The organism is Neorhizobium alkalisoli (assembly GCF_007829835.1).
GTDB lineage: Bacteria > Pseudomonadota > Alphaproteobacteria > Rhizobiales > Rhizobiaceae > Neorhizobium.
In genome coordinates, this window is sequence record NZ_VIWP01000004.1 from 51,484 (window position 1) to 64,059 (window position 12,576).

A 12,576-nucleotide genomic window follows, 5' to 3' on the forward strand; every position below is an offset into this window, starting at 1 on the left:
CAGATTTGACCCGACCCTACCGGCGCGACCCGTGGCTGGGAAGCACGCAAACCGCGCAAAAATGCCGCCGGCAAAAATTATTACAAACTTAAAATTTCTCTCTTGCAAGCCCGGATTGTCGGTGCAATGCTGGACAAAAGGCAAAAAGCCACATCGTTAAGAATATCAGGGAACATGGATATGCTGGGACCGTCAGGCCATCAGGATACGTTTGCCCGCGACAATCTTCCGCCCTTCGAGGAGTGGCCGGAAATTGCACTCGATGGCTTCGAATACCCGGAATGGATGAATGCAGGCGTCGAGCTGACCGACCGCATGGTCGAGCGCGGTTTCGGCGATCACACCGCGCTGATCGGCAATGGCCGCCGCCGCACCTACAAGGAATTGTCGGACTGGACGAACCGTATCGCCCGGGCGCTGACGGAAGATTACGGCGTAAAACCTGGTCACCGTATACTCATCCGCTCAGCCAACAACCCGGCCATGGTCGCCTGCTGGCTGGCCGCAACAAAAGCCGGTGCCGTCGTCGTCAATACGATGCCGATGCTGCGGGCCGGTGAACTCACCAAGGTCATCGACAAGGCTGAAATCTCGCTGGCGCTTTGCGATACCCGGCTGATGGATGAACTGGTCGCTGCTGCCAAGGAAAGCGCTTTCCTCACGCAGGTCATCGGCTTCGACGGCACAGCCAACCATGACGCCGAGCTCGATCGTGCAGCCCTGAACAAGCCGGTCAAATACGAGGCCGTAAAGACTGGCCGCGACGACGTGGCACTGCTCGGCTTCACCTCCGGTTCGACCGGCGTGCCGAAGGCGACGATGCATTTTCACCGCGATATCCTGATCATCGCCGATGCCTATGCCAAGGAAGTTTTGGGCGTTCGGGAAGATGACGTCTTCGTCGGTTCGCCGCCGCTCGCCTTCACCTTCGGCCTCGGTGGCCTTGCCGTCTTCCCGCTGCGCTTTGGCGCCAGCGCCGCACTTCTGGAAAATGCAGCACCGCAAAAAATGGTCGAGATCATCGAGACCTATAAGGCGACCATCTGTTTCACGGCGCCCACCGCCTATCGCGCCATGCTGGCCGCCATGGATGCCGGTGCCGATCTTTCGTCCTTGCGCATCGCGGTCTCCGCCGGCGAAACCCTGCCGGCGCCCGTCTTCGACGAGTGGGTCAAGAAGACCGGCAAACCGATCCTTGACGGCATCGGCGGCACGGAAATGCTGCATATCTTCATCTCCAACCGCCTCAACGATTTCAAGCCGGGCTGCACCGGCAAGCCTTTGTCCGGCTATCAGGCGATGGTGGTGGATGCCGAAATGAACGAAGTGCCGCGCGGCACGCCCGGCCATCTCGTCGTGCGCGGCCCGATCGGCTGCCGTTACCTCGCCGACGACCGCCAGAAAAAGTTTGTCCGCGATGGCTGGAATCTGCCGGGCGATACATTCGTGCAGGACGAGGACGGTTATTTCCATTTCGCCGCCCGTTCCGACGATATGATCGTCTCGGCCGGCTACAATATTGCCGGTCCGGAAGTGGAAGCCGCACTCCTGAAACACGAGGCCGTGCGCGAATGTGCCGTGATCGGCGTTGCCGATGAGGATCGCGGCATGATCGTCGAGGCACATGTCGTTCTCGTACCGGGTTCCGAAGCCTGCGATGCCATGGCGAAACTTCTGCAGGAGCATGTGAAGAGTACGATTGCGCCCTACAAATATCCGCGCTCGATCGTGTTCACCGATGCGCTTCCGAAGACGGAATCGGGCAAGATCCAGCGGTTTCGTCTGAAGCAGCCGAGCCCGGCGCAGCTCTCCGCTTAACCATTGTTTGTGCTTTGGAATTTTGCCGCAGGTTGCGGTGGAAGTTTCCACGCGAATGTGGAAGGTTATCGCCAACGGCTTGTCGCCGGGGTGGCATAGGGAACAAAAAGGGGAACCGTCACATGAAGAATTTGCTTGCAGCAGCGACGCTGGCGCTGAGCGTCAGCGCATCCGGCCTTGCCTTTGCAGAGCCGCTGAAGATCGGCATGATCACCACGCTCTCCGGCGGCGGTGCAGGCCTCGGCATCGACACCCGCGACGGCTTTATGCTGGCGATCAAGAATTCCGGCAACAAGGACATCACCGTCGTCACCGAGGATGATGCGCAGAAGCCGGAACTGGCCGTCTCGATCGCCGACAAGATGATCCAGAGCGACAATGTCGACGTGCTGACCGGCATCGTCTGGTCCAACCTTCTGATGGCCGTCGCTCCGGGCGCTGTCGCCCAGGGCAAGTTCTACGTTTCGACCAATGCAGCACCGGCAGCCCTTGCCGGCGCCAATTGCAACAAGCTCTATTTCAACGCCGCCTACCAGAACGACAACCTTCATGAAGCCATGGGCGAATATGCCAACAAGGCCTACAAGAAGATGTTCATCCTCGCCCCGAACTATCCGGCCGGCAAGGATTCGCTGACCGGCTTCAAGCGTTATTACAAGGGTGAACTGGCGTCCGAAGTCTATACCCAGGTCGGCCAGACCGACTACGCTGCCGAAATCGCCCAGATGCGCGCGTCCGGCGCCGATGGCATCTTCGTCTTCTTACCCGGCGGCATGGGCATCGCCTTCATGAAGCAGTTCGCCCAGTCGGGCGTAAAAATCCCGGTCATGGGTCCGGGCTTCTCCTTCAGCCAGGACGTTCTGCCAGCCATCGGTGACGCCGCGCTCGGTGCCAAGGCATCCGGCCAGTGGGCTCCGGATTTCGACAATGAGGCGAGCAAGAAGTTCCTTGCCGACTTCCAGACCGAATACAAGCGCCTGCCGTCGATCTACGCCGTTCAGGCCTATGATGCCGCCCAGCTGATCCTGTCGGCCGCTTCCAAGGCCAGCGTCAAGAATGCCGATGCGTTCCGCGCCGAGCTCCTGAAAGCCGATATCAAATCGCCGCGTGGAAACTTCAAGTTCAACACCAACCAGCATCCGATCCAGGACATCTACCTGACGGAAGTGGTGAAGAAGGACGGCGTTCTGACCAACAAGACGGTCGAGAAGATCTTTGCCGATCACGGCGATGCCTACGCCAAAGACTGCAAGCTGTAAGGCCATCTCGTGACCCTTGCACTTGCTCTGGAGCAGTTGCTGAACGGCATCCAGCTCGGCGTTATGCTGTTTCTCATGGCCGCCGGGCTGACGCTGATTTTTGGCGTCATGGGCCTCATCAACCTTGCTCACGGTTCGCTCTACATGGTCGGCGCATTCGCATGCGCCGCCGTGGCGGCCTGGACCGGTTCGTTCTGGATCGGACTCGTCGCCAGCCTCATCGCGGCGGCGGCGGCCGGGGCCATAGTCGAGCTGGTCGTCGTTCGCCGGCTATACGATCGCGACCATCTCGATCAGGTTCTCGCCACGTTTGCGCTGATCCTGATCTTTTCGGAAGGTACACGCTGGCTGTTCGGCTCTTTCCCGCTTTATCTCGATATCCCACCGCTTCTGCAGGGCGCGGTCTCGCTTCCGGGCGGCGCGGAATATCCGGTCTATCGTTTCGCCATCATCGCCGTCGGTGCTGCCGTGGCACTTGGCCTCTATTTCCTGATTTCCCGCACGCGGCTCGGCATGCGCATCCGCGCCGGAGAAAGCGACCGCGAGATGATCGGCGCGCTCGGTGTCGATATCCGCACGCTCTATACGGTGGTGTTTGCGCTCGGTTCGGCGCTGGCCGGTCTTGCCGGCGCCATGGTCGGCGCGCTGCAATCGGTACAGGTCGGCATGGGCGAGCCGGTGCTAATCCTCGCCTTCGTCGTCATCGTCATCGGCGGCATCGGTTCGATCAAAGGCGCACTTTTAGGCGCGCTTCTGGTCGGTATCGTCGATACGCTCGGCCGGCTGCTCCTGCCGCAGATCGTCGGCCTCTTCATGCCGCTCGCACAGGCCGGCCCGATCGGCGGGGCGATCGCCTCCATGCTGATCTATGTGGTCATGGCCCTGATCCTGGCCGTCAAACCGCGCGGGCTTTTCCCCGCGGCGCACGGGTAACATGCCGATGCTGAACCGTGAAAACCTCGTCAATCTCGCCCTGGCCATATTGCTGATCGCCGTGCCGCTGATCGCCAATGGCCTTGGCCAGCCCTTCTACATCACGCTCGCCACCCGCGTCGCCATTCTGGCGCTCGCCGCAACCGGCCTCAATCTGGCGCTCGGCCTTGGTGGCCTCGTCTCCTTCGGCCATGCCGCCTTCTTCGGCCTTGGCGGTTATGTCGCCGGCATTCTCGCCGCTCATAATTTCTCCGGCGAGCCCGTCATCTTCGGTTTGGGCGGCACCAACCAGATGTGGGTGATCTGGGTCGTCTCGATCCTCGTCAGCGGTATCGTCGGTCTCGCGATCGGCGCCATCAGCCTGCGGACCTCGGGCGTCTATTTCATCATGATCACGCTCGCCTTCGCGCAGATGGTCTATTATTTCGCAATCTCCTGGCCGGCCTATGGCGGACAGGACGGGTTGTCGATCCTGGTGCGCAACCAGTTTCCGGGCATCAGCACCATGCGGCCGCTGAGCTTCTTTTTCGTCTGTTACGTCATCCTCATTCTCGGCATCGGCCTCTTCGCCCTGATCCGCGCCTCGCGTTTTGGCGCAGCGCTGCAGGCGTCCCGGCAGAATGAGGTGCGTGTGGCAACCGTCGGCATAAGGCCGTTCCGAATCCGGCTCACGGCTTTTGTCATTTCGGCCATGCTGACCGGCATTGCCGGCGCCCTGTTTGCGGATCTCAACCGCTTCGTCAGCCCCTCCATGCTCTCCTGGCAGATGTCCGGCGAACTGATCGTGCTCATCATTTTGGGTGGCACCGGGCGTCTGTTCGGTCCACTGGCAGGCGCGGCACTCTATGTCGTGTTCGAATATGCACTGGGCGGAATGACCGAGCGCTGGCAGTTCTTTCTTGGCCTCATCCTTCTTCTCGTCGTCCTCTTTGCCCGCGGCGGTCTGATCGGGCTTCTTGCCGGAAAGGCCAAACATGGTTGAGCCGGTTCTCGAAATTTCTGGTCTCGTGAAGAACTTTGGCGCGCTGAGAGCGACCGACGGTGTCACGCTCGACCTGCGCCCCGGAGAGATCCATGCCCTGATCGGCCCGAACGGTGCGGGAAAATCGACGCTCATCCATCAGATCTGCGGCACGTTGCGACAGGATGCCGGCACGATCCGCTTTGTCGGCCGCGATGTCGGCGCCTTGAGTGTCGCCGAGCGGGCGCAGCTCGGTCTCGGCCGCACGTTTCAGGTCTCCTCGATCGCGCCGGATTTTTCCGCCCTCCGCAACGTCATGCTGGCGGTGCAGGCGAAACAGGGCTCCAGCTTCCGCTTTTTCAAACCGGTCATGCTGGATCACTCGCTGATCGATACGGCCATGGCGATGCTGGAACGCGTCAACCTTGGCGCTCGTGCCCGTATTCCCGCGGCAGAACTGTCTCATGGCGAACGCCGCCAGCTGGAAATCGCCATGGCGCTTGCACTCGGCTCAAAGGCCTTTCTGCTGGACGAGCCGATGGCCGGCATGGGGCCGGAAGGCTCGAAATCGCTCACCCGCTTTCTCGATACGCTGCGGCACGAAGCGCCGATCCTGCTGGTCGAACACGATATGGACGCCGTCTTCGCCCTTGCCGACCGCATTTCCGTGCTGGTCTATGGCCGCGTCATCGCCACCGGCACGGTCGAGGAAATCCGCCGCGATCCGACCGTTCGCACTGCCTATCTCGGAGATCACGCCTGATGCTGCTCGATGTTCAGGACATCACCACCTATTACGGCAGCAGCCAGGCGCTTTTCGGCGTCGAGTTCCGCATGACCGAAGGCGAGGTCGTCGCCCTGATGGGTCGTAACGGCATGGGCAAGTCGACGACGATCAAGTCGATCTGCAATCTTCTGGCGCCGAAGAGCGGCCGCATTTTCTTCGACGGGAAACCGACCGAACGCATGCCGCCGCATCGTGTGGCGAGGCTGGGCATCGGTCTTGTGCCCGAAGGGCGCCGCTGTTTTCCAAACCTCACGGTGCATGAAAACCTCGTGGCCGCGGCCCGACCTGGCAAATGGACGCTGGAACGCGTCAACGATCTCTTTCCGCGTCTAAAGGAGCGGCATGCCCAGCTCTCCCGCTCGCTCTCCGGCGGCGAGCAGCAGATGCTGGCGATCGGCCGTGCGCTGATGACCAATCCAAAACTGCTCATTCTCGATGAGGCGACGGAAGGGCTGGCGCCGGTCATCCGTCAGGATATATGGAAGGCAATACGCCATCTGAAATCCGAAGGCCTCTCCATCCTCGTGGTGGACAAGACGCTCTCGGAACTTTTGCCGGTTGCGGATCGCTGCGTCATCCTGGAGAACGGGAAAAGCGTTTGGAGCGGTTCGCCCGGTGAACTGACGGTGGAAACGCAGGATCGATATCTCGGGGTTTAAGACATGGGCGCGGATGCAGCTAGGGACGCGGATGCAGCGAGCGCCGATCTGGAACTGATCGTCCATAGTCCGAATGGTGCCAACAAGCCGGAAACCCGGCTCTGGCTGCGCATGCTCTCGACCACAAAGCTGATCACCACGGAAATCCGCCGCCGTCTGCGCAACGAATTCGGTGCCACCCTGCCGCAATTCGACCTTCTCGCCCAGCTTTACCGCGAACGCGACGGCCTGCGCCTCGGCGAGCTGTCAAAGCGCACCATGGTCACAAACGGCAATGTCACCGGCCTCGTGGAGCGGCTTGAGGCGGATGGCTTCGTGCAGCGCGTCACGCCCGATGGCGACCGTCGCGTCACCGTCGCCAAGTTGACGCCGGCCGGTATCGATCTTTTCACGCTGATGGCGGCCGCCCACGAGCACTGGCTGCGCGATATCATGGCGGATGTGCCTCCGGCGATGATCACCTCTCTTCATTCTGAGATCGGCGCCGTCAAAACATCCGCGCTCGACCATCTTTCCGGCAGCGCCTTTGGTGAGTAGTCTGCGCCGCGAAAAAACATTCGGGGTGATCGATGGAAGATCTGCAGGCAATCGTTGACGGGATCCATGCCAAGCTGCAGCCGCGGCTCGGCGAAGGCAAGGTTGCCGATTACATTCCCCAGCTCGCCCATGTCGACCCGAAGAAATTCGGCATCACGGTCATCACCGTCGACGGCAAGGTCTTTAAGGCCGGCGATTCCGACACGCCCTTCTCGATCCAGAGCGTTTCAAAGGTGTTTACGCTGACGCTGGCACTCGGCAAGCATGGCGAAACCACCTGGAACCGTGTCGGCCGCGAGCCCTCCGGTTCGGCCTTCAACTCGATCGTCCAGCTCGAGCATGAGGAAGGCAAGCCGCGCAATCCCTTCATCAATGCCGGCGCGATCGCGATCAGCGATCTCGTTCTGGCTGGCCACACGCCGCGCGAGGCGATCGGCGAGATCATCCGTTTCGTGCGCTACCTCGCCGATGACGAATCGATCGCCATCGATCCCTCAGTCGCAAAATCCGAACAGGCGACCGGTTACCGCAATTTCGCGCTCGCCAATTTCATGCGCTCCTTCGGCAAGCTCACCCATCCGGTCGAGCATGTGCTCGGCGTCTATTTCCATCATTGCGCACTGGCCATGACCTGCACCCAGCTTGCCCATTCGGCGCTCTTCCTGGCGGCCGGCGGCCGCAATCCGCTGACCGGCCATAGGGTCGTCTCGGAACAGCGGGCACGCCGTATCAATGCGCTGATGCTGACCTGCGGCCATTACGACGGTTCGGGCGAGTTCGCCTATCGCGTCGGCCTGCCGGGCAAGAGCGGCGTCGGCGGCGGCATCATGGCGGTGGCACCGGGCAAGGCTTCGGTTGCCGTCTGGTCGCCGGGGTTGAACCACAATGGCAATTCGTTGATCGGTTCGCTGGCGCTGGAAATGCTGGCGGCGGAAACCGGCTGGTCCGTCTTCGACTGATTTTTTGCGCGCATAAAAAAGCCCGGCTTTCACCGGGCTTTTTCTGTTCTGGCCTGTCTCGAAAACTTAGTCTTCGCTGGCCGCCATCTGGTTCAGCACGTCGCCGCGGCCGCGGGCGCGCAGGATGAGCGGCACGATCAGCGCCGCTGCTGCGAGGAGCAGAAGCGTGGCGGCGATCGGCGAGGTGAACAGCACGGTCACGTCGCCCTGGCTGATAGACAGTGCACGGCGCAGCTGTTGTTCCGCCAGGGGCCCGAGGATCAGGCCGACGATGACAGGCGCGATCGGATAACCGAACACACGCATGCCATAGGCGACGAGACCGAAGAGCAGCAGCATGCCGAGCTCGAACACTGACGGGTTGGCGCCGATCGTGCCGAGCGTCGCAAACAGCAGAATGCCGGCATAAAGCCACGGCTTCGGAATGGTCAGCAGCCGCACCCAGAGGCCGACCAGCGGCAGGTTGAGCACGAGCAGCATGAGGTTGGCGATCAGCAGCGAGGCAATCAGGCCCCAGACGAGCTGCGGATTGGTCGCAAACAGAAGCGGACCCGGCTGCAGGCCGTATTGCTGGAAGCCGGCAAGCATGATGGCGGCGGTCGCGGACGTCGGCAGGCCGAGCGTCAGGAGCGGCACCAGCGTGCCGGCGGCCGAGGCGTTATTGGCCGCTTCCGGGCCCGCAACGCCTTCGATCGCGCCATTGCCGAACTCTTCCGGATGCTTGGAAAGCTTCTTTTCCGTCGCATAGGAGAGGAAGGTGCCGATCTCGGCGCCGCCGGCCGGCATGGCACCGATCGGAAAGCCGATCACGGTGCCGCGCAGCCAGGCTTTCCACGAGCGTGCCCAGTCCTGGGCCGTCATCCAGACCGAACCCTTGACGGCTTCGATCTTGTCCGGCGCCGTGGCGCCCTGGGCGGCAATGAACAGCGTCTCGCCGATCGCGAACATCGCAACCGCCATCGTCGTCACTTCGATCCCGTCGAGAAGGTCCGGAACGCCGAAGGACAGGCGGTTCTGCCCGGTCAGCTGGTCGATGCCGACAAGCGACAGCGCAAGGCCGATGAACAGCGAGGTCAGGCCGCGTAATGTCGAATCGCCGAAGGCCGAGGAGACGGTGATGAAGGCCAGCACCATCAGCGCAAAATATTCGCGCGGCCCGAAGACGAGCGCGAGCTTGACGATATAGGGGGCGATGAAGGCCAGAGCCAGGGTCGCGATCAGGCCGGCCACGAAGGAGCCGATGGCAGCCGTCGCAAGTGCGGGTCCGCCGCGCCCGGCGCGGGCCATCTTGTTGCCCTCGAGCGCGGTCACGATCGACGCACTCTCACCCGGCGTGTTGAGCAGGATCGAGGTCGTCGAGCCGCCATACATGCCGCCGTAATAGATGCCGGCAAACATGATCAGCGAACCGGTCGCGTCGAGCTGATAGGTGACGGGCAGAAGCAGTGCGACGGTGGTTGCCGGGCCGATGCCGGGAAGGACGCCGACCATGGTGCCGAGCGTCACGCCGATCAGGGCGTAGAACAGGTTCATGGGCTCCATGGCGGAGACCAGACCCTGCATGAGGAAATCGAATGTGCTCATGATCTACTCTTTAGGCCTTACTGGGCGTACTGGAGGACGAAGTCTTCCAGCGGGCCGTTCGGCAGCGACAGCTGCAGCACGACGGCGAAGAGCCACCAGATGAAAAGACAGATGACGACGGCGATCGGGATGCTGATCCAGATCCTTTTTGCGCCGAAGCCGGCAGCGGTCAGACCGAACAGAACGCCCGTCGCAATCGAGAAACCGGAAAAAAGCGTGAGGATCCACGTTACCCATTCCCAACTCTCGGCGCTGAGAAGTGACGGGAGATGAACGTAGGAAAGCGCTTTGATCACACCGCCATTGATCAAAAGCATCTGGGCGGCAAGACCGGCAACGATCCAGACGACAGGCTTGATTTCCTGCTTTTCACGCTCCGGAAAATCACCGCGGAAAGCCGCAAACACGGTCCAGATCGCAAGGCCGATCAGGCCGAACGCGATCCAGTCTGGAACCGTTGCCGGACCGACCTGCGAATAACCGCCGACATCGCGCAGGCGCGATACGTCGAAGAAGATCACGCCGGCAATGATGACGAGGATGGCGGCAATGACAAGCGCCGCCCAATCAGGGCGGCGCTGCATGCCAGTCGAGTTGTTGTTGTCGACGCTCATTTGACGAGTCCGATGTCCTTCAGGATGGCTTCGGTGGAAGCAATGTCTTTGGCAAGCTGCTCGTCAAAGGCCGGGCCGGAAAGATAGGTGTCGGACCAGCCCTTGGTCTTCAGCGTTTCCTGCCAGCCGGCGGACTTGTCGAGCTTTTCGAAATCAGCGGTGATGGCGGCCTTCTGCTCGGCGGTAATGCCCGGAGCAGCGGCAACCATGCGCCAGTTCTGGATCACGACGTCGAGGCCGCTTTCCTTCAGCGTCGGGGCGTCGATGCCGTCGATACGCTTGTCGGAGGAAACGGCGAGAAGGCGCAGCGTGCCGGCCTTGATCTGGGCTTCCATTTCGCCATAGCTGGCGATACCGGCCGTCACCTGACCGCCGAGGATGGCGGCGAGCGATTCACCGCCGCCCGAAAACGCGATGTAGTTGATCTTGGTCGGATCGACACCGGCTGCCTTGGCAATCAGACCGGCCGTGATGTGGTCCGTGCCGCCGGCCGAACCGCCGCCCCAGGAAACAGCGCCCGGATTGGCCTTCAGCTTGGCAACCAGGTCGGCAACCGTCTTGATGTCGGACGCAGCCGGAACGACGATCGATTCATATTCGCCGGTCAGGCGTGCGATCGGGGTGACGTCCTTCAGGGTAACGGGCGACTTGTTGGTCAGGATCGCGCCGACCATGACGTAACCGGTCACCATGATGGCGTTCGGGTTGCCCTTCTGCTGGCTGGCGAACTGCGCGATACCGATCGTGCCGCCGGCGCCGGGAACGTTCATCACCTGCACGCGCTTGGAAATCTTTTCCTGCTGCAGAACGGTCTGCAGCGAACGCGCGGTCTGGTCCCAGCCGCCGCCGGGAGCGGCAGGCGCCATGATCGAATAGTCGGCGGCATAGGCCGGCAGGGCAACGGCGCCGGCAAGGAAAGTGGCGAGGAAGAAATGCTTCAAGGTGTAATCCTCCGTTGGCGTCCGCGGACGCTGAATGGCTTTTTTTCGAAATGGGAAGAAAAAATTGGGCAGGCAGTCATGCCGCCGATCGTCCCCTCCCATCGCGCATCATGCCCCCGCCTCCACGGTGGCTGATTGCCGGCTAAGCGAGCATATCAAGCTGACATCCACCTGACATTTTGCCGCAGGGGCCGATTTTGGCAGGCTCCCGGCCCCTACGCCAGCGAATTTATGCCTATTGAAGCCTCAGAACCTCGTTCCAGCGGGAAATCAGCCGCGCCCGCTTCACCTGGTCGAGATAGACCATCAGGCCAAGGCTGACAGGCACCGGCTTCAGCTGCCCGCCCAGCATTTCGCGCATGGTCGTCGCCGTGTTCTCACCCGCCACTTCCGGGCTGACGGCCGGGATCTGCAGCTCGCGGGCCATGATCGTCTGGCCCGCCTTCGACATGAAGAATTGCAGGTAGAGCTTTCCGAGATCCGCATGCGTCGCCGCCTGCGGAACGAGCCCGATCCGCGACATGACGACGGTATAATCCTTCGGCAGCAGGATCCCGACATCCGGATGGCGCGATGCCCAGTCGGCCGCATAGGAGCCGACGATATTGTAGCCGAGCAGGAAACGTCCATCCGCCACACGCTCGAGGATCGCCTCGCTGGTGGAATAGAGTTTTACGCCCGCAGCACCCATCGCCCTGACCACGGACCAGATATCGCCGAACTGTTCCTGGTCTCGCGACATGAACAGAAAACCGACGCCGGACCGCTCGATGTCATAAGTGCCGATCCGGCCGTAGACGGCATTGCCCTCTTTCTGCAGGTAGTCGACAAGTTCGGCCCGTGTCGCGGGCGGCTTGGTCTTGTGGAAGCTCGGCTTGTGATAGACGAACACGGCCGGCTCGAAGGTCAGCGCATAGACGGTGTTGCGCCAGTTGGCCCAGCTCGGCCAGGTAGCACTCATCGGCAGGTCGCTGCGTTGCGCATAGCCGTCATTGGCAAGCTTGACCTGCAGGTCCATGGCTGAGGAAAAAGCGAAATCGGCGGTCTTTTCGCCCGCATCCGTTTCCCGGACGATCCGATCGTAGATCTGCCCGGTCAGCAATTCCTCGTATTTGACGGCCACGTCCGGATAGGCCGCCTGAAAGCCGGCAATCATCGGCTTTGCGATCGGTTCATCAAGCGACGAATAGACGATCAGCTCGCGGGCATCCGGCTTGCCGGAAGGCGCCGGATACAGCACCTCGCGGGCCGCCACGGGACCCGCGGCCATACCGAGACAGAGCCAACCGAGACAGAGCCAATGGCGTGATAGAAAATGCAGTCTCCTCATGCCGCAGAGAATGCCTGACCGGAATGGCTGCGACAAGTTGTCAGGCGGCCCCTTGTGTCCGTAAACGTGCTGCCTGCAAACTTTCCGGCAGCGTGGCGCGGCTGCCGCTTGTTTTCACATCCGCCATTCCTACCTGCTGTCCGTCATTTCCTGCCGGTGTGAAAACCCGCCCGGCATTTCTCAAGAACAGGTGT

General features: G+C 61.6%; 12 protein-coding genes. 8 read left to right on the plus strand and 4 right to left on the minus strand.

Annotation, left to right across the window (positions count from 1 at the left end; genetic code table 11):
- Positions 1-180: 180 nt before the first annotated feature.
- From FHW37_RS15940 to FHW37_RS15975, 8 genes are all read left to right on the plus strand, one after another.
- Complete coding sequence (locus tag FHW37_RS15940; RefSeq protein ID WP_145638176.1) at positions 181-1,818, plus strand: benzoate-CoA ligase family protein; 1,638 nt, start codon at positions 181-183, stop codon at positions 1,816-1,818.
- A gap of 122 nt (positions 1,819-1,940) precedes the next feature.
- A complete protein-coding gene (locus tag FHW37_RS15945) occupies positions 1,941-3,077 on the plus strand; it encodes an ABC transporter substrate-binding protein (protein ID WP_145638178.1) in 1,137 nt (378 codons plus the stop codon).
- Between the two features lie 9 nt (positions 3,078-3,086).
- Positions 3,087-4,010 carry a branched-chain amino acid ABC transporter permease gene (locus FHW37_RS15950; protein ID WP_145638179.1) on the plus strand — a complete coding sequence of 308 codons (924 nt, stop codon included), beginning with the start codon at positions 3,087-3,089 and terminating at the stop codon, positions 4,008-4,010.
- 7 nt (positions 4,011-4,017) lie between these two features.
- Positions 4,018-4,992: a branched-chain amino acid ABC transporter permease gene (locus tag FHW37_RS15955; protein WP_145638181.1), complete on the plus strand. Its 975-nt coding sequence runs from the start codon at positions 4,018-4,020 to the stop codon at positions 4,990-4,992.
- Positions 4,985-5,734 carry an ABC transporter ATP-binding protein gene (locus FHW37_RS15960; protein WP_145638183.1) on the plus strand — a complete coding sequence of 250 codons (750 nt, stop codon included), beginning with the start codon at positions 4,985-4,987 and terminating at the stop codon, positions 5,732-5,734. The genes FHW37_RS15955 and FHW37_RS15960 overlap by 8 nt, the downstream gene beginning before the upstream one ends.
- Positions 5,731-6,417 (plus strand): ABC transporter ATP-binding protein, encoded by a 687-nt coding sequence (locus FHW37_RS15965; protein WP_186458322.1) that lies wholly within the window; start codon positions 5,731-5,733, stop codon positions 6,415-6,417. The genes FHW37_RS15960 and FHW37_RS15965 overlap by 4 nt, the downstream gene beginning before the upstream one ends.
- 3 nt (positions 6,418-6,420) lie before the next feature.
- Entirely contained in the window at positions 6,421-6,954 is a 534-nt protein-coding gene (locus FHW37_RS15970; RefSeq protein WP_145638186.1) for a MarR family winged helix-turn-helix transcriptional regulator, read from the plus strand.
- A gap of 32 nt (positions 6,955-6,986) precedes the next feature.
- Positions 6,987-7,913, plus strand: a complete 927-nt coding sequence (locus FHW37_RS15975) for a glutaminase (protein ID WP_145638187.1) — start codon at positions 6,987-6,989, stop codon at positions 7,911-7,913.
- Between the two features lie 66 nt (positions 7,914-7,979).
- Here the strand turns inward: FHW37_RS15975 and FHW37_RS15980 are convergent, their stop codons facing one another.
- The 4 genes from FHW37_RS15980 to FHW37_RS15995 form a co-directional block, all read right to left on the minus strand.
- Positions 7,980-9,497 (minus strand): tripartite tricarboxylate transporter permease, encoded by a 1,518-nt coding sequence (locus tag FHW37_RS15980; protein ID WP_145638189.1) that lies wholly within the window; start codon positions 9,495-9,497, stop codon positions 7,980-7,982.
- Between the two features lie 17 nt (positions 9,498-9,514).
- Positions 9,515-10,111, minus strand: coding sequence for a tripartite tricarboxylate transporter TctB family protein (locus FHW37_RS15985; protein ID WP_145638191.1), 597 nt, complete (start codon positions 10,109-10,111; stop codon positions 9,515-9,517).
- On the minus strand, positions 10,108-11,052 hold the full coding sequence (locus FHW37_RS15990) for a Bug family tripartite tricarboxylate transporter substrate binding protein (RefSeq protein WP_145638192.1): 945 nt from the start codon (positions 11,050-11,052) through the stop codon (positions 10,108-10,110). Before FHW37_RS15990 ends, FHW37_RS15985 begins: the two co-directional genes overlap by 4 nt.
- A gap of 235 nt (positions 11,053-11,287) precedes the next feature.
- Positions 11,288-12,322 carry an ABC transporter substrate-binding protein gene (locus FHW37_RS15995; RefSeq protein WP_246690798.1) on the minus strand — a complete coding sequence of 345 codons (1,035 nt, stop codon included), beginning with the start codon at positions 12,320-12,322 and terminating at the stop codon, positions 11,288-11,290.
- Positions 12,323-12,576: the final 254 nt, after the last annotated feature.

Excerpts from the sequence above, each read along its gene's own strand:
- FHW37_RS15995 (WP_246690798.1), bottom strand. The coding sequence starts at position 12,322 with ATGGCCGCGGGTCCCGTGGCGGCCCGCGAGGTGCTGTATCCGGCGCCT.
- FHW37_RS15940 (WP_145638176.1), top strand. The coding sequence starts at position 181 with ATGCTGGGACCGTCAGGCCATCAGGATACGTTTGCCCGCGACAATCTT.
- FHW37_RS15960 (WP_145638183.1), top strand. The coding sequence starts at position 4,985 with ATGGTTGAGCCGGTTCTCGAAATTTCTGGTCTCGTGAAGAACTTTGGC.
- FHW37_RS15980 (WP_145638189.1), bottom strand. The coding sequence starts at position 9,497 with ATGAGCACATTCGATTTCCTCATGCAGGGTCTGGTCTCCGCCATGGAG.
- FHW37_RS15985 (WP_145638191.1), bottom strand. The coding sequence starts at position 10,111 with ATGAGCGTCGACAACAACAACTCGACTGGCATGCAGCGCCGCCCTGAT.
- FHW37_RS15970 (WP_145638186.1), top strand. The coding sequence starts at position 6,421 with ATGGGCGCGGATGCAGCTAGGGACGCGGATGCAGCGAGCGCCGATCTG.
- FHW37_RS15975 (WP_145638187.1), top strand. The coding sequence starts at position 6,987 with ATGGAAGATCTGCAGGCAATCGTTGACGGGATCCATGCCAAGCTGCAG.
- FHW37_RS15945 (WP_145638178.1), top strand. The coding sequence starts at position 1,941 with ATGAAGAATTTGCTTGCAGCAGCGACGCTGGCGCTGAGCGTCAGCGCA.
- FHW37_RS15955 (WP_145638181.1), top strand. The coding sequence starts at position 4,018 with ATGCTGAACCGTGAAAACCTCGTCAATCTCGCCCTGGCCATATTGCTG.